Source organism: Streptomyces sp. NPDC020192 (assembly GCF_044388685.1).
Classification (GTDB): Bacteria; Actinomycetota; Actinomycetes; order Streptomycetales; family Streptomycetaceae; genus Streptomyces.
Window position 1 is genome coordinate 24,251 of record NZ_JBIRXG010000013.1, and the last position, 18,411, is coordinate 42,661.

General features: G+C 70.2%; 19 protein-coding genes. 7 read left to right on the plus strand and 12 right to left on the minus strand.

The window, feature by feature from the left end:
* The first annotated feature begins 41 nt into the window (after positions 1–41).
* Positions 42–1,265, plus strand: coding sequence for a PLP-dependent aminotransferase family protein (locus tag ACH47Z_RS24565; protein ID WP_399077098.1), 1,224 nt, complete (start codon positions 42–44; stop codon positions 1,263–1,265).
* A gap of 12 nt (positions 1,266–1,277) precedes the next feature.
* Here the strand turns inward: ACH47Z_RS24565 and ACH47Z_RS24570 are convergent, their stop codons facing one another.
* Positions 1,278–2,105 carry a DUF4253 domain-containing protein gene (locus ACH47Z_RS24570; RefSeq protein WP_399077099.1) on the minus strand — a complete coding sequence of 276 codons (828 nt, stop codon included), beginning with the start codon at positions 2,103–2,105 and terminating at the stop codon, positions 1,278–1,280.
* A gap of 141 nt (positions 2,106–2,246) precedes the next feature.
* On the opposite strand from ACH47Z_RS24570, the gene ACH47Z_RS24575 reads away from it, so the two are divergent.
* A complete protein-coding gene (locus tag ACH47Z_RS24575; protein ID WP_399077101.1) occupies positions 2,247–3,404 on the plus strand; it encodes a hypothetical protein in 1,158 nt (385 codons plus the stop codon).
* A gap of 20 nt (positions 3,405–3,424) precedes the next feature.
* Here ACH47Z_RS24575 and ACH47Z_RS24580 read toward each other — a convergent pair whose 3' ends face one another.
* The gene (locus ACH47Z_RS24580; protein ID WP_399077103.1) at positions 3,425–4,087 is read right to left on the minus strand and encodes a zinc ribbon domain-containing protein; all 663 of its coding nucleotides are present in this window, start codon (positions 4,085–4,087) and stop codon (positions 3,425–3,427) included.
* 58 nt (positions 4,088–4,145) lie between these two features.
* Positions 4,146–4,532, minus strand: a complete 387-nt coding sequence (locus ACH47Z_RS24585) for a VOC family protein (protein WP_399077105.1) — start codon at positions 4,530–4,532, stop codon at positions 4,146–4,148.
* Positions 4,533–4,603: 71 nt separating this feature from the next.
* On the opposite strand from ACH47Z_RS24585, the gene ACH47Z_RS24590 reads away from it, so the two are divergent.
* Positions 4,604–5,551, plus strand: coding sequence for a helix-turn-helix transcriptional regulator (locus tag ACH47Z_RS24590; RefSeq protein ID WP_399077107.1), 948 nt, complete (start codon positions 4,604–4,606; stop codon positions 5,549–5,551).
* Positions 5,552–5,561: 10 nt separating this feature from the next.
* On the opposite strand, the gene argS is transcribed toward ACH47Z_RS24590, so the two are convergent.
* Positions 5,562–7,340, minus strand: a complete 1,779-nt coding sequence (gene argS, locus ACH47Z_RS24595; protein ID WP_399077109.1) for an arginine--tRNA ligase — start codon at positions 7,338–7,340, stop codon at positions 5,562–5,564.
* A 149-nt stretch (positions 7,341–7,489) separates the two neighbouring features.
* Here argS and lysS point away from each other — a divergent pair, with 149 nt between their 5' ends.
* Positions 7,490–9,229, plus strand: a complete 1,740-nt coding sequence (gene lysS, locus ACH47Z_RS24600) for a lysine--tRNA ligase (RefSeq protein ID WP_399077111.1) — start codon at positions 7,490–7,492, stop codon at positions 9,227–9,229.
* A 60-nt stretch (positions 9,230–9,289) separates the two neighbouring features.
* Here lysS and ACH47Z_RS24605 read toward each other — a convergent pair whose 3' ends face one another.
* From ACH47Z_RS24605 to ACH47Z_RS24615, 3 genes are all read right to left on the minus strand, one after another.
* Positions 9,290–10,531: a DUF2637 domain-containing protein gene (locus ACH47Z_RS24605; protein ID WP_399077530.1), complete on the minus strand. Its 1,242-nt coding sequence runs from the start codon at positions 10,529–10,531 to the stop codon at positions 9,290–9,292.
* Positions 10,532–10,673: 142 nt separating this feature from the next.
* Positions 10,674–11,465, minus strand: coding sequence for a DUF3558 family protein (locus ACH47Z_RS24610; RefSeq protein WP_399077113.1), 792 nt, complete (start codon positions 11,463–11,465; stop codon positions 10,674–10,676).
* 218 nt (positions 11,466–11,683) lie between these two features.
* On the minus strand, positions 11,684–12,541 hold the full coding sequence (locus tag ACH47Z_RS24615) for a DUF3558 domain-containing protein (protein WP_399077115.1): 858 nt from the start codon (positions 12,539–12,541) through the stop codon (positions 11,684–11,686).
* A 225-nt stretch (positions 12,542–12,766) separates the two neighbouring features.
* Between ACH47Z_RS24615 and ACH47Z_RS24620 the strand changes: the two genes are divergently transcribed.
* On the plus strand, positions 12,767–13,960 hold the full coding sequence (locus tag ACH47Z_RS24620) for an RtcB family protein (protein WP_399077117.1): 1,194 nt from the start codon (positions 12,767–12,769) through the stop codon (positions 13,958–13,960).
* Positions 13,961–13,998: 38 nt separating this feature from the next.
* On the opposite strand, the gene ACH47Z_RS24625 is transcribed toward ACH47Z_RS24620, so the two are convergent.
* The 4 genes from ACH47Z_RS24625 to ACH47Z_RS24640 form a co-directional block, all read right to left on the minus strand.
* Entirely contained in the window at positions 13,999–14,793 is a 795-nt protein-coding gene (locus tag ACH47Z_RS24625; protein WP_399077119.1) for an LAGLIDADG family homing endonuclease, read from the minus strand.
* Positions 14,794–14,991: 198 nt separating this feature from the next.
* A complete protein-coding gene (locus tag ACH47Z_RS24630; protein WP_399077121.1) occupies positions 14,992–15,174 on the minus strand; it encodes a hypothetical protein in 183 nt (60 codons plus the stop codon).
* Complete coding sequence (locus ACH47Z_RS24635; protein WP_399077123.1) at positions 15,174–15,941, minus strand: SDR family NAD(P)-dependent oxidoreductase; 768 nt, start codon at positions 15,939–15,941, stop codon at positions 15,174–15,176. The genes ACH47Z_RS24630 and ACH47Z_RS24635 overlap by 1 nt, the downstream gene beginning before the upstream one ends.
* A gap of 53 nt (positions 15,942–15,994) precedes the next feature.
* A complete protein-coding gene (locus ACH47Z_RS24640) occupies positions 15,995–16,333 on the minus strand; it encodes a YnfA family protein (RefSeq protein WP_399077125.1) in 339 nt (112 codons plus the stop codon).
* A gap of 110 nt (positions 16,334–16,443) precedes the next feature.
* On the opposite strand from ACH47Z_RS24640, the gene ACH47Z_RS24645 reads away from it, so the two are divergent.
* The gene (locus tag ACH47Z_RS24645) at positions 16,444–16,932 is read left to right on the plus strand and encodes a hypothetical protein (protein WP_399077127.1); all 489 of its coding nucleotides are present in this window, start codon (positions 16,444–16,446) and stop codon (positions 16,930–16,932) included.
* Here ACH47Z_RS24645 and ACH47Z_RS24650 read toward each other — a convergent pair.
* Positions 16,920–17,324, minus strand: a complete 405-nt coding sequence (locus ACH47Z_RS24650; protein ID WP_399077129.1) for a winged helix-turn-helix transcriptional regulator — start codon at positions 17,322–17,324, stop codon at positions 16,920–16,922. The genes ACH47Z_RS24645 and ACH47Z_RS24650 overlap by 13 nt on opposite strands.
* Before the next feature lie 137 nt (positions 17,325–17,461).
* Between ACH47Z_RS24650 and ACH47Z_RS24655 the strand changes: the two genes are divergently transcribed.
* Positions 17,462–18,352: an NADP-dependent oxidoreductase gene (locus tag ACH47Z_RS24655; RefSeq protein ID WP_399077131.1), complete on the plus strand. Its 891-nt coding sequence runs from the start codon at positions 17,462–17,464 to the stop codon at positions 18,350–18,352.
* The last annotated feature ends 59 nt before the right edge of the window (positions 18,353–18,411 follow it).

Below are 18,411 nucleotides of genomic sequence, written 5' to 3' on the forward strand. Positions count from 1 at the left end.
TGGCCGGATCCAGAACCGAAGCGCCGAAGGAGAGCCGCGCCATGCCCCTCACCGAGCCAGCCCCTGCCCCTGCCCTCGCTGAAAGAGCACCCGCCCCCGTCCCGCCGCTCGCCGCACGCGCCCGTACGGTGGGCGGATCGCCGGTGCGGGACATCCTCGCGGTCACCGCGCGCCCCGAGGTGATCAACTTCGCGGGCGGGCTGCCGGCGCCGGAACTCTTCGACCGCGAGGGCATCGCGGCGGCCTTCGAGGAGGTCCTGGCGCAGAGCCCGGCGCAGGCACTCCAGTACTCCACGACGGAGGGCGAACCGACGCTCCGCGCCGCCCTGGCCGCGCGCGTCACCGACCGGGGCCTGCCCACCGCCCCCGACGACCTGCTGATCACCACCGGCTCCCAGCAGGCCCTGTCCCTCCTCGCCACCGCCCTGCTCGAACCCGGCGACACCGTCCTCGTCGAAGACCCCTGCTATCTGGCGGCACTTCAGGTCTTCGGCCTCGCCGGCGCGCGCGTGGTCGCCGTGCCGGGCGACGCGGACGGGGTGGATCCGGCCGCCCTGGAGGAGACGGTCCGCCGCGAGCGCCCCAAGCTGCTCTACCTCGTCCCCACCTTCCAGAACCCCACCGGCCGTACGATGCCCGCGCCGCGCCGCGCGGCGATCGCCGCCGTGGCCGCCCGCGCGGGCCTGTGGATCGTCGAGGACGACCCGTACGGCGAACTCCGCTACGACGGCGAGCACGTCCCCTGGATCGCCTCCCTGCCCGGCGCCGAGGACCGGACGGTCCTGCTCGGCTCCCTCTCCAAGGTCATGGCCCCCGGACTGCGCCTCGGCTGGCTGCGCGCCCCGGCCGGGCTGCGCCGGGCGTGCGCGGTGGCCAAGCAGGCGGCGGACCTGCACACCCCGACGCTCAACCAGCTCGCGGCGGCACGGTACCTGCCCGGCCTGGACGCCCATGTCGCCCGGATACGCGAGGTCTACGGCGCCCGCCGGGACGCCCTGCTGGCGGGCCTGCCCGACGCCCTGCCGGCCGGCTCGCGGTGGAACCGGCCCGAGGGCGGCATGTTCCTGTGGGTCCGGCTGCCACCGTCGTACGACACCGTCGCCCTGCTGCCGCGCGTCGTGGAGCACAACGTGGCGTACGTCCCCGGCGCGCCCTTCTACGCCGGCACCCCCGACCCCGCCACCCTCCGGCTGTGCTTCGTCACCCAGACACCGGAGGAGATCGCGGAGGGGCTGCGGAGGCTGGAGCGGGGGCTCAGCGGCTGAGTCACGGGCGGGTCAGTCCCACCAGAAGGTCCAGAGGGGCTCGCCGATCAGGGACTTGGCGTACGCGCGCAGGCTCTCGGCGTCGTCGTACTCACCGTGGACGATGTTGTCCGGGCACAGCGCGAAGTGCTCCGCCGCGACCGCCTCGGCGGCCTCCTGGGTGGTCGGCGGGGCGGCGACGGACACGACGAGGGCGTCCAGGCCGAGGGCGACGACGCGGATGCCGAACCGGTCCTCCCAGGAGCGCAGGACCGCGCACATCCGGGCCACGTCGCTCTCGTAGTTCACCGGGCCGGTCCAGCCGATCGCCGCCGGTATGTCGGCGGACCGGCGGGCCGGGACCAGGGCGAGATGCGCCTCCTCGATCAGCATGCCCGGCCCGCTCTCCAGGGCGTCGGCGACCTGGGCGGCCCGGGTTTCCGGGTCGGCGGCGAGCTGCCCGGCGGGCGCGAGCCCGGGCCACTCGTCCCCGAACGGCGCGATCTCCGCACCGTCCGCCAGCTCCGCCGTCTCCTCCTCCCAGTACTCCCCGAGGACGACCTCGGCGTCGTGGTCGCCCGGATACGAGGGCTCGCCGGGCAGCAGTCCCCAGTCCTCCGGGCCGCTTCGACAAGCGCCCAGATCCACGAGCACGGGCAGGAGACCGACCCGGGCGCCCGGCGTGCCCAGTGCCTTCCAGGTGCCGGGCGCGGCCGGCTTCTCCGCGTGCCACAGCAGAGGCTCGTGCCAGGGCCCGTCGTCCGTCGCGTCGACCAGCCGTCCGGGAGGAAGCTGTAGTCCCAGGGAACGCCCGCTGGGGTCGGTGGAAAGTCTGGGCAGCGGGTTGGGAAGAGTCGCCATGCCCGTGACTGTAGGGGGACCCACTGACAATCCCGTTACCGAAGACCGGCACGATGAACCTGCGGCCCCTGTGGCCCCTCTTAACAGGCGGTGCAGTGACGGGAAGGACGGATACGAGACGTGCGGCTCGGGAATAGCCCGGTGCGGTGGCACATTGTGCTGCTCACGTTGTGGACGGCCGTGTGGTTCGTGGTGGCCGAACGCCACGCGGCCGTGTCCTGGCACTATCTGCGCGAGGGCGAGCAACTGCTCTTCGGCCAGCGGGGCGGTGGTGGCCTGGCCCTCTACGCCAACCACCCCGAGCTGCAGATAGGCCCCGTCAGCTTCCTGGTGGCCGGGCTCTTCGCACCCTTCCCCGACGCGATGGGCGAGAAACTCGCCGACGCGTTCATGTCCGGCCTCGGCCTGTACATGCTGGTGCTGATCGGCCGCGCGGCGGCGGACTACAACCGGGGCACGGGCCTGAACCACAAACGCCTCCAGCAACGGGTCCTGGTCGCGGGTGCGGCCTTCATCCCGATGTGGGTGGAGGTCTCGGTCCGCTTCGCGCATCTCGACGACGTCCTGGCGCTGTTCTTCACGACGCTCGCGATACGTGCGCTGGTGCGGGGCAATGCCACGGCGGTAGGCGTCTTCCTGGCCCTCGCGGTGGACTCGAAACCCTGGGCGGTGGGCTTCCTCCCCCTGCTCCTGGCCGTCCCCCGCCCGAACCGGCTGCGCTCGGCGTTCTGGGCGTTCGGCCTGGTGGCGGTGGCGTGGCTGCCCTTCTACCTGACCCACCTGGAAACCCTGCACGCCGCCCGCTTCACCATCCCCAACCAACCGGCGTCCGCCCTGCGCTGGTTCGGCGTGAACGACCCCGCGACACCCCCGTGGGACCGCCCCGCCCAGATGGCCCTCGGCGTGGCCCTGGGCGCCCTGGCCGTACGCCGCAACCGCTGGCCGGCGGTGGTGTTCCTGGCGGTCGACGCCCGCATCATGCTGGACCCGAGCGTGTACACGTACTACAACGCCTCGGTCCTCCTGGGCACCCTGTTGTGGGACTCCATCGGCCAACGCCGCCTGGTCCCCTGGGTCAGCTGGATCGCCCTCATCTCCCTCTACGGCAGCGCCCTGGTGGTCCCGTCCGACTCCACCAGGGGCCTCATCCGGCTGGCCTTCTGCATCGGGTCGGCGGCGTACGTCCTGCTGTGGCCCCAACGGACCCCACGGGCGAAACGGGGCCGACGGTCAGGTGAGCCGGGCCCGGGCGGAGGGAACGAGATGCGGGAGCGGCCGGTGGGAGGAGCCGTTCTCTGATTCCTCCCCGCGCCCCGCCGTCAGCGTCTGGTGCCGCAGGACGGGCAGAAGGCGGCGTCGTCCGGGAGGGCGCTGTTGCAGGACGAGCAGTGCGTGGTCTGCGCGAGACGGTGGCCGCAGCCATGGCAGAACGCGCCGCCCCTCGTCTCCGTACGGCAGTGGGGGCAGACCAGCTGGCGCGGGCTCGCGACGTCGTACCCGGTGCCCTGCTGCTGGCCGGCGTCGTACGCCCGCTGGGTGACCATGTCGTTCAGCCCCCGCTGCTGTGCAGCCTGCGCTTCCGCCGCGGTGTCCGGGGAGCAGTTCAGGCACAGCCCCTGCCCCGCGTTCCAGCAGCGGGCGCAGACGTAACTGGTGCAGCGCGCACAGCGGTTGAAGTGGCTCTGCGCGTTCCCGATCGCGCGGGTGAACGCCGCGTCCCGCTGGTTGCCGAAGCTCGCCCCCGCGAGCCCGTCCGCGGCATTGGTCACGCCCTGCGTGGCGCTGCCGCCGACGAGTGACCACGCCGCGTTCACGCCCCGGGACAGCCACCCGGCGACCTGCCCGGCCCGGAACGGCTCGAACGGCGACCGCCAGGTGTCCCAGCAACGCGAGCAGTTGAACTCGAACTGGAAACCCGCCCCTGTGCCGTGCTCTACGGACAGGTCACGGTAGTTGTTGCTGAAGTAGATCTCGGTGCCCATGGCGACCGTCCCCCCAGAGAAATGGAGCCCCCGCGGGGAGTGTATAGCCGGGGTGTCGTCAGACCAGGGTCGTGATGCAGAACGGGTGCCCGGCCGGGTCCAGCAGTACCCGCCAGCGGTCCGGCTGCGGCTGGAACTCCGGCTTGGTGGCGCCCAGTTCGAGCAGATGCTTCTCGGCGATGTCCAGGTCGTCCACGCCCAGCTCGATGTGCGCCTGCTTCTCCTGCGCCGGGTCCGGCCAGGTGGGCGGGCGGTAGTCGGCGAGGCGGTTGAAGCCGAGGCCGGCCGCGCCCTCCTTGCCGAGGAGGACGAAGTCGTCGCTGGAGTACAGGACCGGGAAGCCGAGCAACTCGCCGTAGAAGCGGGCCATTTCGGCGGGGTCGGCGCAGTCGAAGGTGACGGCGGCGTAGCGGAACGCGGGCGCGGAAGGGGTGTCTGTGCTCATGGGGACGACGCTAGGACATGACCAGGACAGTTCCGGTCCTGGTTGTCCCGATCGTGTGTGAGACTTCGGCCGTGATCGCCGCGTCCGCCCGCCTGCTCCGGCTGCTCTCGCTCCTCTCCTCCCGCCCGTCCTGGACCTGCGCCGAACTGGCCGAGCGCATGGAGGTCACCGACCGCACGGTCCGCCGGGATGTGGCGAGACTCAGGGAACTCGGCTACACGGTGGACTCCGAGGCCGGCCCCTGGGGCGGTTACCGCCTCCGCGCCGGCTCCCACCTGCCCCCTCTGATCCTGGACGACGAGGAGGCGCTGGCCGTGGCGGTGGGGTTGAGCGAGGCGGCGCTGGGCGGCGACCAGGCGGCCCTGTCCGCGATGCTGAAGCTGCGCCAGGTCCTGCCCCGGCGCATCGCCGACCGTCTCGGCGAGCTGGACGACGCCTTCGTACGGCTCCCGGGGACCGACGGACCACAGATCAGCCCCGGCCTGCTGCTGGAGCTGGCGGCGGCGTGCCGGCGAGGAGAGCGGGCCCGGCTGTCGTACACGGACGGAGCGGGGCGGGCCACCGTCCGGGACATCGACCCGTACCGCCTGGTCCACACCGGCCGGCGCTGGTACTTCGTCGCGCGGGACGTGGCCCGGGGCCAGTGGCGCACCTTCCGCGCCGACCGCGTCGACCGCGTCCAGCCCACCGGCCACCCGGCGGACCTCACCGACCCGCCGGACCCGGCCCACCTGGTCTCCCGCAACATCGCCAACGGCCCCTACCCGCTGACGGCGACCATCCGCCTCCCCGTCCCCCTCCGGGAAGCCCTGCGCCTCATCCCCGCCACGACCGGCACCCACCACCCCGACGGCCCGGACGCGACGGTCGTCGACATCGGCGGCCCGGACGCGGACGGCCTCGCCCGCTACCTCCTGGGCCTGGCAACACCCCTGCGCGTCCTCGCCCCGGACGCCGTACGACACGCCCTGGCCCGCCGCGCCCGGGAGCTCGCCGAGGAGAACGCGGCTCGCCCCTGAGGGCCCCGGGTCAGAGCTTTTCCGGGGTCCTGATGCCCAGGAGGGCCATGCCCCGGTGCAGGGTGCGGGCCGTGACGTCGCAGAGGAAGAGGCGGTTCTCCACCTGCTCCGGCGTCTCGGCCTTCAGGACCGGGCACTTGTCGTAGAAGGTCGTGTAGAGGGAGGCCAGCTGGTAGAGGTACGCCGCCAGCTTGTGGGGGGCGTGCTCCGACGCCGCCTCCGCCACCGTCTCCGCGAAGGCGTCCGCGTGGAGGCCCAGCGCGCGCTCCGCCGCCGCCAGTTCCAGCTCCGGGTGCGCGGCCGGACGGGTGTCGCCGGCCTTGCGGAGGATGGACCGGATACGGGCGTAGGCGTACTGGAGGTAGACGCTCGTGTCGCCGTTCAGCGAGACCATCTGGTCCAGGTCGAACTTGTAGTCCCGGTTCGCCGACGTCGACAGGTCCGCGTACTTCACCGCGCCGATGCCCACCTGGGCGCCCCGCTCGGCGATCTCCTCCGCGGACAGGTCCTGGGCCTTCTCCCGGACCACGGCCGAGGCGCGGTCGATCGCCTCGTCCAGCAGGTCGACCAGACGGACCGTCTCGCCCTCACGCGTCTTGAACGGCTTGCCGTCCTTGCCGAGAACCGTGCCGAACGCCAGCTGCACCGCCGTGACGTCGTCGTTCAGCCAGCCGGCCCGGCGCGCCGTCTCGAAGACCATCCGGAAATGCAGGGCCTGGCGGGCGTCCACGACATAGAGGAGCGTGCTCGCCTTCAGGTTGAAGACACGATCACGGATCGCCGACAGGTCCGTCGCCGCGTAGCCGTAGCCGCCGTCCGACTTCTGCACGATCAGCGGGACCGGGTTGCCGTCCGGGCCCAAGATGTCCTCGAAGAAGACACACAGGGCGCCCTCGGAGCGGACCGCCACGCCCGACTCCTCCAGCAGGCGGCAGGTCTCCGCCAGCATGTCGTTGTAGCCCGACTCGCCGACGATGTCCGCGTCCTGGATCTCCATGTCCAGCTTCTCGAAGACGGAGAAGAAGTAGATCTTCGACTCGTCCACGAACTTCTGCCACGTGGCGAGGGTCTTCGGGTCACCCGCCTGGAGGTCCACCACCCGGCGGCGGGAGCGCGTCTTGAACTCCTCGTCCGCGTCGAACTTCTTCCTCGCCGCCTTGTAGAGGCGGTCCAGGTTCGACATCGCCTCCTCGCCGGAGGCGGCCGTGTCCTCGGCGGACGCCTTGTGGTCCAGCTCGTGCGGGTGCTCCTCCAGGTACTGGATGAGCATGCCGAACTGGGTGCCCCAGTCGCCGATGTGGTGGCGGCGGACCACGTTCTCGCCGGTGAACTCGAGAAGCTGGACCACCGAGTCGCCGATCACCGCGGAGCGCAGGTGGCCTACGTGCATCTCCTTCGCCACGTTCGGCTGCGCGTAGTCGACCACCGTCGTACCCGGCCGGTCCGAGGTGGGCACGCCGAGGCGGCCCGTCTCGTCCGCGTACCGCGCGGCCAGGTTCCCGGTGATCGCCCGGTCCGCGATCGTGATGTTCAGGAAGCCGGGGCCCGAGACCTCGACATCCTTGATCAGCTCGTCACCCGTCACCACCTGGGAGACGACCTGCGTCGCCAGCTCCCGGGGGTTCGCCTTCGCCTTCTTGGCCAGGGCCAGGATCCCGTTGGCCTGGAAGTCGGCCCGGTCGCTTCGTCGCAGCAGCGGGTCCGCGCCGGCGGCCTCCGGCAGGGTGGCCGAGAGGGCGGACGCGAGGTGCTGCTGGACGGAATCGCTGAGGGACGTGACCGAGGCCATAGGAATGGGTGCCGTTCTCCTCGTGGGGATGGATAGTCCCAGCCAGTATCCCATGTTGGGTAAAGCGGTTTTCGCGGGCGCGATCCGGTCTGTGAGAATGGAGTGTCACCCCGATCAGATGGAGTGCCACCCCGTTCAGAAAGAAGGACGTGCCGATCGTGGCTCAGAGCACCGAGACCGCCGACTGGGTCTCCCGTTTCGCGGATGACGTCATCGAGGAGTCGGAGCGCCGAGCCCCCGGCAAACCCGTGGTCGTCGCGTCCGGTCTCTCCCCCTCCGGCCCGATCCACCTGGGCAATCTCCGCGAGGTCATGACCCCCCACCTGGTCGCGGACGAGATCCGCCGCCGTGGGTACGAGGTCCGGCACCTGATCTCCTGGGACGACTACGACCGCTACCGCAAGGTCCCGGCCGGCATCGAGGGCGTCGACGAGTCCTGGGCCCAGCACATCGGCAAGCCGCTGACCTCCGTCCCGGCACCGCAGGGGTCGTCCTACCCGAACTGGGCCGAGCACTTCAAGGCCGCCATGATCGCCTCGCTCGCCGAGCTGGGCGTCGAGTTCGACGGGATCAGCCAGACCGCGCAGTACACCTCCGGTGTCTACCGCGAGCAGATCCTGCACGCCATGAAGCACCGCGGCGACATCGACGCGGTCCTCGCCCAGTACCGCACGAAGAAGGCCCCGAAGAAGCCCCAGCAGAAGGCCGTCGACGAGGCCGAGCTGGAGGCCGAGGAGGGCTCCGGCGCGGCGAGCGAGGACGACGGCTCGTCCGGCTCCGCCGGCTACTTCCCGTACAAGCCGTACTGCGGCACCTGCGAGAAGGACCTGACGACCGTCACGTCGTACGACGACGACAGCACCGAGCTGGCGTACGTCTGCAACGACTGCGGCCACGCCGAGACCGTCCGGCTCAGCGAGTTCAACCGCGGCAAGCTGGTCTGGAAGGTCGACTGGCCGATGCGCTGGGCGTACGAGGGCGTGATCTTCGAGCCCAGCGGTGTCGACCACTCGTCTCCCGGGTCGTCCTTCCAGGTCGGCGGACAGATCGTCGGGATCTTCGGCGGCAAGCAGCCGATCGGCCCCATGTACGCCTTCGTCGGCATCTCCGGCATGGCGAAGATGTCGTCGTCGCGTGGTGGCGTGCCCACCCCCGCCGACGCGCTGAAGATCATGGAGCCGCAGATCCTGCGCTGGCTCTACGCCCGCCGCAGGCCCAACCAGTCCTTCAAGATCGCCTTCGACCAGGAGATCCAGCGGCTCTACGACGAGTGGGACAAGCTCGCGGCCAAGGTCGCCGACGGTTCCGCCCTGCCGGCCGACATCGCCGCGTACACGCGTGCCGTCGGTACGGCCGCCGGCGAGCTGCCGAAGACGTCGCGCGCGCTGCCGTACCGCACGCTCGCGTCCGTCGCCGACATCACCGCCGGCCACGAGGACCAGGCACTGCGGATCCTCTCCGAGCTGGACCCGGACCAGCCGCTCGCCTCGCTCGACGAGGCCCGGCCCCGGTACGACAAGGCCGAGGCCTGGATCAACACGCACGTCCCGGCCGACCAGCGCACCATCGTCCGGGACGAGCCCGACGCCGAACTGCTGAAGTCCCTCGACGAGGCGTCCCAGCAGTCCGTACGACTGCTGCTCGACGGCCTCGCCGAGCACTGGTCGCTCGACGGGCTGACCCACCTCGTCTACGGCGTGCCGAAGGTGCAGGCCGGGTTCTCCGCCGACGCCACGCCCAAGGAGCTGCCGCCGGAGATCAAGACCGCCCAGCGCACCTTCTTCGCCCTGCTGTACCACCTGCTCGTCGGGCGGGACACCGGGCCGCGACTGCCCACGCTGCTGCTCGCCGTGGGGCAGGAGCGGGTGCGGCGCCTGCTCGGGGAGTAGGGCCGCCGCTACGGCGATGAAGGCGCCCGGTGCCGTTCGGCACCGGGCGCCTTCTGCTGTTCATGCGATGTGGTCCTCTTCCAGTTCCGCGGTGTGGCGGACGGTGAAGTTGCTGACCATGCGCTTGGCCTCCGGGTCGGGGAGGCTGATGCCGAACTCGGCCTGCACGTTGTCGACGAACTGACCGGGGGTCGGGTAGCTGCCGTTGATCGACTGGCGAAAGACCTGGTAGTACGCCTCCTCGTCCGGTTCGGAGCCGCCTCCCTCCCCCAGTTCACGGGTGCGGTTCGCGGTGACCGGGATGGGGAAGCTGCCGGTCTCCTCCGGGGAAGGCTGCTGGAACTGCTCCGGCGGCTGGTCCTCGTACCACTCCCCGTACTCCTCTTCCGGGACGTACTGAGGCTCCGGGGGCGGGTCGTAGCTGGGGTCGTAGCCGCCGTGGTACTCCAGCTGCTGCTGGGCCTGGAACCAAGGGCTCTGGTCGTCCACGTCCGCGGGAGGTGCGGGGCGCTGCTCGCTGGGAAGCGCCGCCTGCTGGGGGACGGGCGCCGCCCCAGCGGCACGATCGCCCGCAGTCACGGCAGGCACGTCGGCCGCCGCCAGCTGCGGCTGCCGCGGCGCCGGCGGGAGCAGGACCGGCTCGATGCCCGCCGCCGCCAAGCCCGCCGGGGCCGTCTCCGTCAGCGGGACGCCGTACCGTGCCAGCCTCAGCGGCATCAGGGACTCCACCGGAGCCTTCCTGCGCCACGCCCGGCCGAAGCGGGAGTGCAGACGGGCCTGGTAGACGAGACGTTCCTGCTCCAGCTTGATGACCTGGTCGTAGGAGCGCAGTTCCCACAGCTTCATGCGGCGCCACAGGAGGAACGTCGGGACCGGGGAGAGCAGCCAGCGGGTGAGGCGGACGCCCTCCATGTGCTTGTCGGCCGTGATGTCGGCGATGCGGCCCACGGCGTGGCGGGCGGCCTCGACCGCGACCACGAACAGGATCGGGATCACCGCGTGCATACCCACACCCAGCGGGTCCGGCCAGGCGGCGGCGCCGTTGAACGCGATCGTCGCCGCCGTCAGCAGCCACGCCGTCTGACGCAGCAGCGGGAAGGGGATACGGATCCAGGTCAGCAGCAGGTCCAGGGACAGCAGGACACAGATGCCCGCGTCGATGCCCACCGGGAACACGTACGAGAAGTTCCCGAAGCCCTTCTTGAGTGCCAGCTCACGGACGGCCGCGTACGAGCCGGCGAAACCGATGCCGGCGATGATCAAGGCGCCGGTCACCACCACGCCGATGAGTACGCGGTGCATCCGGGTCAGCTGCGGTGGCGCGGCCACTCGTACTCCCCTCCCCTTGCCTGTCGTTCGCGCAACAGGGTGGCACACGCATGCGGCGAACGTGGCATCGGTCGGGAGTTCACCGACGCCACGCCCATCGGAGAGGGTCCCGCGGTCAGCCCTTCTTGTCCGCCGGCTTGGACGCGGACGCGCTGGAAGAGGGCGACGCGGACGCCGACTTGGAGGGGGAAGGAGAAGAAGAGGACGACGAACCGGACGACGACGAGGAGGAGCCGCCGTTGGCGGAGGACACCGCGCCGACCGCCTCCTTGACCGCCTTCTCCGCCGACTGCGTCAGATCGTCCGCGTCCGGCGTCTTGTCACCCGCGAGACCGGCACCGTTGAAGTCGAGCGTGACGACCACGTTCTCGACCCGGGCGACCACCGTCTGCTGCTTGAAGAGACCTTCCTTCTTCTGCAGGTCGTAGCGCACCGCCGCCGCCTCCGAACCCGTGCCGGACAGCGGCACCTCCTTGGTGTTCTTCGCGCCGTCCACCGCCTGGGCGTCCTTGACCTGCTGCGCGAAGTACGTGTGCGCCTGCGCCTCACCGGTGCCACGCGTGCTGTTCGAGTCGAACCGCAGCAGCGAGACGTTCAGCCAGCGGAACTGCGAGCCCTTCACACCGTTGTTGTCCAGGCTGCTCCAGGAGCAGGACGAGCGCAACGAGGGGTCGTCCGAACTGCCCTTCTTGCCCGAAATACCCTTCGGCACCAGGTCGGTGAGGGTGTTCTTCGACAGCACCGCGCACGGGTCGGGAAGCCTGCCGTACGCCGCCGCCTGCACCGTCGGGGACGCGCTCGCCGACGACTGCGTACCGGACGCGTCCACGGACTGCGTCGTACCGCTGCCGCCACCCTTGCTCTTGGAGTCACCCGAGTCCGACGAACAGGCGGCGGTGATCAGCATCGCGGGAACGGCTGCCGCGCAGACAAGCACACGGCTCAGGCGCTTGCCACGCACTGCTTGCTGGGCACGGTCGTGTCGCTGGGCTGCTCGCTGCATGGTTCCTTCACTACGCTCGGTGCTGGTGCGGGTTCCTGCCGGGCCACGGTACGCGGTGAAGGAGCTGTGCGGTTTCCGTTCGCGTTCATTGCGAGCGGGGCAACGGCGGGGTGCGCCGGGCGTCAGCCGCCCAGCGCGTCATCGAGCCTGGAGGCCAGATTACGGGCCCTGTCCTGCATTTCCTTGCTGTCCGGGACCGTTCCCGTCGCCGTCGGCTGCTCCTCGTACACGAGGGTGACGAGCACGTTGGACGTGCGGAACACCACAGTCACCGTCCGCTGTTCGGCCGTCGAACCGGACGCGGCGAGCTGGTCGTCCAGATACGCGTCGTCACCGAGATCGGTCAGCACACGCGGCTGCAGATCGGCCGGAGTGGAACCGGGGGACGACGACGCCGAACCGGAAGGAGAGCCGGAGGGGCTGCCGCTCGGGGAGTTGGACGGGGAACCCGACGGGGAGCCCGAGGGGGAGGGGGAGCCGGACGGGGTGCCACCGGAGTGGGACGAGGACGGGGACGGCGTCCCGCTCGGCACCGGCAGATCGGCCGCCGACTCCATGTCCGCGAACAGCTTCTTCGCCTGGTCGTCGTCGCTGACCCTGTTGTCGTACGACACCACGCGCTCGAAGTCGATCGACAGGCGGTCGGTGGCGTCGTCGGAGTCGACCTTCCAATGGCACCCGACCTTGCGGTCCGTGTCGTACGTCAGCTCCGCGTCGCCCTGATAGGCCTTGTCCTGCTGGCCGGGGTCGGTCATCTGCTTGATGCCGGGCAGCAGCGTGCCGAGGGTGTCGTGACCGACCGCGCCACAGGGCTCCGGCAGCGTACGGTACTTGCCCGGCTGCGCGGCGGCCGTCGTCGTACCGGCCTCGCCCGGGTTGGCGTTGTCCGTCGAGCCGTCGCCGCCGGAGCCGCTCGTGCAGCCGGCCAGCAGCGCCGCGAGGAGGGCGGCGGTGCCGGATACGTACGCCTTCCGCTGCACGGACGGGCTCCTCTCGGTGGGTCTGCGCTCGCATGCTGCTCCAGTGTCCCCGCTGGTTAATCGCTTGCCGCAGCGGGGCGCCCCCTGGAGACAATGTGTATCGCACGCACCGCGGTGGACGCCGGTCCCCTGTCCCATTTCACCTTCCTTGGCACTTGTTTTCCGCTATGCCGTGCTTGTTGCTTTTAAGCCTTTTGTTGTCGTAACCGGGGGAACGAGGAACGTATGTCGTACGTGGAGATGCCGGGCGCGAAGGTCCCGATCCGGATGTGGACGGACCCCGCGACGGTCGAGGACGTGGCCCTGCGCCAGCTGCAGAACGTGGCCACCCTGCCGTGGATCAAGGGCCTGGCCGTCATGCCGGACGTGCACTACGGCAAGGGTGCGACGGTCGGCTCGGTGATCGCGATGCAGGGTGCGGTGTGCCCGGCGGCGGTCGGGGTGGACATCGGCTGCGGGATGTCGGCGGTGAAGACGTCGTTGACGGCGAATGACCTGCCGGGGGATCTGTCGCGGCTGCGGTCGAAGATCGAGCAGGCGATTCCGGTGGGGCGGGGGATGCATGAGGATCCGGTGGAGCCGGGGGATTTCCATGGGCTCGCTACGGCGGGGTGGGGGGAGTTCTGGGGGCGGTTTGAGGGGGTTGCGGAGGCGGTCAAATTCCGTCAGGAACGGGCACATAAGCAGATGGGAACGCTCGGATCCGGGAACCACATGATCGAATTGTGTCTTGATCAGTCAGATTCGATCTGGCTCATGCTGCACTCCGGTTCCCGCAACATCGGCAAGGAACTGGCCGAGCACCACATCGGTGTCGCACAGAAGCTTCCGCACAACCAGGGTCTGGTCGACCGTGACTTGGCGGTGTTCGTTTCGGACACCCCGCAGATGGCGGCCTACAGGAACGATCTCTACTGGGCGCAGGAGTACGCCAAGTACAACCGTGCGCTCATGATGGCGCTCTTGAAGGATGTGATCCGCAAGGAGTTCAAGAAGGCCAAGCCGACCTTCGAACCGGAGATCTCCTGTCACCATAACTACGTTTCGGAGGAGCGGTACGAGGGCATGGACCTGCTCGTCACCCGCAAGGGAGCGATCCGGGCCGGCTCCGGTGAGTTCGGGATCATCCCGGGATCGATGGGCACCAGCTCGTACATCGTGAAGGGGCTCGGGAACGAGAAGGCCTTCAATTCCGCGTCGCATGGGGCGGGTCGGCGTATGAGCCGTAACGCGGCGAAGCGGCACTTCACGACCAAGGACCTGGAGGAGCAGACGCGAGGCGTGGAGTGCCGAAAGGACTCCGGGGTACTGGATGAGATTCCGGGTGCCTACAAGAACATCGACCAGGTGATGGCGCAGCAGCGTGACCTTGTGGAGGTCGTGGCGAAGCTGAAGCAGTTCGTCTGTGTGAAGGGCTAGCCAGGGAGCGGGGCGTTGCGCCTCACCCCCTGCGCTGGCTAGTCGGGAAGAGGGACCGCGCCGTCGAGCAATTTCGTGAGGCGCGCTCGACAGGCGTTCTGGGAGTGGCCCAACTCGGCGCAGGCGTCGTCGATTGTCGGTGCAGAGAGCAGGATCCTGTCCTTGTCGGAAGTCCACTCGATGCGTTCCGGACCGGGTTTCTTGGCTGGCGGACGGACCCAGTTCGTGATCCTGTCGGCGACAGCCTGCTTGCGCCCCAGGGAGAGGCCGTCCGGGTAGTAAAGGCGAGAAGTCAGTGCTTGCGCGGCCTTGCCTGTATAGAAGATGTTGTAGATGTCGTCGCGGGCATTGCGCTTGAGGATGCGCTCGGCACCCGACACGTCTCGGGCGTAGTCGCGCAGGCAGGACGCGATGGCGTCACTGGCCGTCGTCAGGGAGACGAAGGGGAACCCTTTGCTGGTGAAGCCGACTGACCCGTCTGCGTCGATCAGGCCTCGCAGATAGTCTCGACGTGAGAATTCGACGTCGGGCGGACCGATCGTCTTTGATTTGCGGCCGTACGGCAGGCCCAGCTCGTTGATCCTGGTCCTGGCTTCCAGGGAACACAGGCTCCAGACGGCGGCGTTGTGGGTTTCGGCGAAGTTGGTCGATCGGGTGCGCTCGGTGATGCTGCTGTTGTAGGGCGTCAGCTTCTGGAACTCCCGCAGGAGATCTATGTCTTGGGCGCTGATTTCGACGGCCAGTCGCCCTCGTTGCCGCGACTGTTGGGACAGATGCCCATCCGCCTGCAAGAACCCGAACATGTACGCGTACTCGGGCACCGTGAGGTCCATGAACCGGTGCGCGTTAGGCTCGCATTCAGCCACAGGAAGCCTCCACTTCCATGCTGGTGAGGCCCTCGGCCGGGACTGCCATCCCTGCCGAGGGCCGTCGAATTGATCGTGTGGCGCGAGCCTAGGGTGCCTGTTCGGTTGGTGATCGGGTGATCGGCGAGGTTCCCTCGTGTGAGTGAACGGAGCTGGACCGGCAGGTTACTTGCCGTGGCGGACGGCGTAGATCATGACGAAGGCCACGATGTGGATGCCGAAGAGGAAGTAGCCCAGGAACCACCAGACCCTTCGTTCGTCCTTCTTCTCCTGGGCCAGGCGGCGTTGTTCGAGGGTTTTTTCCAGAGAATCGAGGGAGTCGCGGGGCTCGGAGGCTTCTTCGGGCATCACAGCTCCCGGTGGACCTTGGTGTTGGAGGCCTGGGCGCGGGGGCGCAGGACCAGGAGGTCGACGTTGACGTGGCTGGGGCGGGTGACCGCCCAGGTGATGGTGTCCGCCACGTCGTCCGCAGTGAGCGGTTCCGCCACGCCCTGGTAGACCTTCTCCGCCTTCTCCTTGTCGCCTCCGAAGCGGGTCAGGGCGAACTCGTCCGTCTTGACCATGCCGGGCGCGATCTCGACGACGCGGACCGGGCGGCCCACGATCTCCAGGCGGAGGGTCTCGGCGAGGACGTGGGCGCCGTGCTTGGCGGCCACATAGCCCCCGCCGCCCTCGTACGTGCCGTGGCCCGCGGTGGAGGACACGACCACGATCACGCCGTCGCCGCTCGCCTCGAGCCTGGGGAGCAGGGCCTGGGTGACGTTCAGGGTGCCGATGACGTTCGTCTCGTACATCGTGCGCCAGTCCGCCGGGTCGCCGGTGGCCACCGGGTCCGCGCCGAGGGCGCCGCCCGCGTTGTTGACCAGGACGCCGATCGTCTGGAACGCCGTGGCGAACTCGTCCACCGCCGCGCGGTCCGTCACGTCCAGCGGGTACGCCGTCGCCGAGTGGCCCGCCTTCGTCAGCTCCTCGGCCAGCGCCTCGATGCGGTCCTTGCGGCGGGCGGTGAGGACGACGCGGTAGCCGGCCTCGGCGAGCTGCCGGGCCGTGGCGGCTCCGATGCCGCTGCTCGCACCGGTGACGACGGCGATGCGGGAGGCGGGGGCCGGGGCCATGGGCAGCTCCTGGGGTGTGGTCGTGGTGGGGCTGCGTCCAGCGTAAGTGAGGCTCAGGCGCCGTTCCTCGGCGCCCACATGATCACGGCCATTCCGGCGAGGCAGATCAGCGCCCCGGTGACGTCCCAGCGGTCGGGGCGGTAGCCGTCGGCGATCATCCCCCACAGGATCGAGCCGGCCACGAAGATCCCGCCGTACGCGGCCAGGATGCGGCCGAAGTGGGCGTCGGGCTGGAAGGTGGCGACGAAGCCGTACGCGCCGAGGGCCAGGACTCCGCCGGTCACCCACAGCCAGCCGCGGTGTTCGCGTACGCCCTGCCAGATCAGCCAGGCGCCGCCGATCTCGAAGAGCGCGGCGACGACGAACAGGGCGGCGGAGCGGAGGATCGGCATGGGGACCAGCTTGTCATCCGAGCTTGTCACCTGTTGGAGGGCGCCTGAGGGGCTGCCTCGGTGGCATACATCCGTACGACTGTCCGATCTTTCGTGAGGGTGGAGTGCGGGTGAGTGGCGTGCGGATGCGGATGCGGATGCGGGTGTGGGTGGTGTCGGGGGTGTGTGCCGGGGCCGGCCTGGTGGCGGGGGCGGCTGCCGTGGCCGCTCCCTTGCCCGAGGCCGATCTGGCCTTTCACGGGACCGCGCAGATGGCCGGGGACATGGTGGACGTGCGGCTGACGCCCCGGAACAACGGGCCCGCCGCCGTGACGGACGCGACCGTGCGGCTGCGCTGGTCGGTGCCGCTGGCCGTGGAGCAGCAGTTGCCCGCCCGGTGTGCGCGGGAGGACGAGCGGACGGTGGTGTGCTCGACGGGCGCGCTGGCGGCGAACGCGGTGGGGGAGCAGGTGGAGGTGCCGGTGCGGCTGAGCCAGAAGCCGTCGGACGTCACGCTGTCGGTCGACACGGCGTGGGGCGGGGGCGCGGTGGACAGGGATCACACGAACGACCAGGTGAAGGTGCTCGTGCTGGACACCGGGGACGCCTACGCGTTCTGAACGGTGTCGTAGCGCTCGCGGGCGTCGCGTACCTCCTCGAAGTGGGTCTCGGCCCACTCCTTCACGGCGGTGAGCAGGCCGGCGAGGCTGGTGCCGAGCGGGGTGAGGGCGTAGTCGACGCGGACCGGGACGGACGGGGTGACCGTGCGGCTGATGATGCCGTCCCGTTCGAGGGTGCGCAGGGTCTGGGTGAGCATCTTGGGGCTGACGCCCGCGATCCTGCGGCCGATGTCGCTGTAGCGCATGGGGCCGGGGGTCAGGGCGGCGACGACGAGGCTGACCCACTTGTCGCTGAGCCGGCCGAGGAGCTGGTTGGTGGGGCACTCGCGCAGGAAGGCGTCGTAGTCGGCGCGGGCCTGTTCGCGTCGCTCGGCGGCGGTCATGGTCGCCATGGGGGCTCTCTCCTTCGGGTCAGCTACGCACTCTCAGGTAACTACTACCTTATGGATAGTAGCTCTCCTACGGTTGGCGGTGCGGCCGGAAAGTGCCGCGAACGTCATCAAATGCCGTGAAAATGAGGAGAGTTGTCATGCGTGCTGCTGTGGTGCGGACGTTCGGTGGTCCCGAGGTCGTGGAGGTCGCGGACGCGGCGGTGCCCGAGCCGGGGCCGCGGCAGGTGCGGATCAAGGTGTCGGCCGGTGCGCTGAACCCGGTGGACGCGGCCGTGCGGGCCGGTTTCTTCGGCGGGGCCGGCAAGGCGCTCGGGCTCGGCTGGGACGCGGCCGGCACGGTGGACGCCGTGGGCGCGCCCGCCGCCTGGCAGGTCGGTGATCCGGTGGTGGCGCTGGTGCCGGGGGTGGACGTGCCGCTCGGCGGGCACGCGGAGTACGTCGTGGTCGACGCGGGCGCGGTGGCCAGGGCGCCGGAGTCGGTGGACGCGGTGCACGCGGGCACTCTGCCGCTGAACGGGCTGACCGCGATCCAGGCCCTGGACCTGCTGGATCTCGCGCCGGGGTCCACCCTGCTGGTGACCGGGGCGGCGGGTGCGGTCGGCGGGTTCGCGGTGCAGCTGGCCGCACGCCGGGGGATCGAGGTCGTCGGGCACGCCCGGGCGGGGGACGAGGAGCTGGTGCGGTCGCTGGGGGCGGCGCGCTTCACGGCGGACGGGGTCGAGCCGGGTGGCGTGGACGCGGTGCTGGACGCGGCGGTGCTCGGGGAGCGGGCGCTGGAGTGGGTGCGGGACGGCGGTGTGTACATCGGGGTGCGGCCCGGTGAGCACCCGGGTGCGGTGCGCGGGGTGCGGACGGGTTCCGTGGCGGTCCAGGCGGACGGGGCGCGGCTGGCGGAGCTGGTCCGGCTGGTGGACGAGGGGGCGCTGACGCTGCGGGTGGCCGAGACGTACGCCCTGGAGGACGCGGCGGAGGCGCATGCGCGGCTGGCGGAGGGCGGGCTGCGGGGGCGGCTGGTGCTGGTGCCCTGAGGGTGGCCTTGAGGGGGAATACCGCCGGGTGGGTGACCGTTGGAGGGGTATAGTTGAAC

Excerpts from the sequence above, each read along its gene's own strand:
- ACH47Z_RS24565 (WP_399077098.1), top strand. The coding sequence starts at position 42 with ATGCCCCTCACCGAGCCAGCCCCTGCCCCTGCCCTCGCTGAAAGAGCA.
- ACH47Z_RS24570 (WP_399077099.1), bottom strand. The coding sequence starts at position 2,105 with ATGGCGACTCTTCCCAACCCGCTGCCCAGACTTTCCACCGACCCCAGC.
- ACH47Z_RS24580 (WP_399077103.1), bottom strand. The coding sequence starts at position 4,087 with ATGGGCACCGAGATCTACTTCAGCAACAACTACCGTGACCTGTCCGTA.
- ACH47Z_RS24585 (WP_399077105.1), bottom strand. The coding sequence starts at position 4,532 with ATGAGCACAGACACCCCTTCCGCGCCCGCGTTCCGCTACGCCGCCGTC.
- argS (WP_399077109.1), bottom strand. The coding sequence starts at position 7,340 with ATGGCCTCGGTCACGTCCCTCAGCGATTCCGTCCAGCAGCACCTCGCG.
- ACH47Z_RS24605 (WP_399077530.1), bottom strand. The coding sequence starts at position 10,531 with ATGCACCGCGTACTCATCGGCGTGGTGGTGACCGGCGCCTTGATCATC.
- ACH47Z_RS24610 (WP_399077113.1), bottom strand. The coding sequence starts at position 11,465 with ATGCTGATCACCGCCGCCTGTTCGTCGGACTCGGGTGACTCCAAGAGC.
- ACH47Z_RS24620 (WP_399077117.1), top strand. The coding sequence starts at position 12,767 with ATGTCGTACGTGGAGATGCCGGGCGCGAAGGTCCCGATCCGGATGTGG.
- ACH47Z_RS24625 (WP_399077119.1), bottom strand. The coding sequence starts at position 14,793 with ATGGACCTCACGGTGCCCGAGTACGCGTACATGTTCGGGTTCTTGCAG.
- ACH47Z_RS24630 (WP_399077121.1), bottom strand. The coding sequence starts at position 15,174 with ATGCCCGAAGAAGCCTCCGAGCCCCGCGACTCCCTCGATTCTCTGGAA.
- ACH47Z_RS24635 (WP_399077123.1), bottom strand. The coding sequence starts at position 15,941 with ATGGCCCCGGCCCCCGCCTCCCGCATCGCCGTCGTCACCGGTGCGAGC.
- ACH47Z_RS24640 (WP_399077125.1), bottom strand. The coding sequence starts at position 16,333 with ATGCCGATCCTCCGCTCCGCCGCCCTGTTCGTCGTCGCCGCGCTCTTC.
- ACH47Z_RS24650 (WP_399077129.1), bottom strand. The coding sequence starts at position 17,324 with ATGGCGACCATGACCGCCGCCGAGCGACGCGAACAGGCCCGCGCCGAC.
- ACH47Z_RS24655 (WP_399077131.1), top strand. The coding sequence starts at position 17,462 with ATGCGTGCTGCTGTGGTGCGGACGTTCGGTGGTCCCGAGGTCGTGGAG.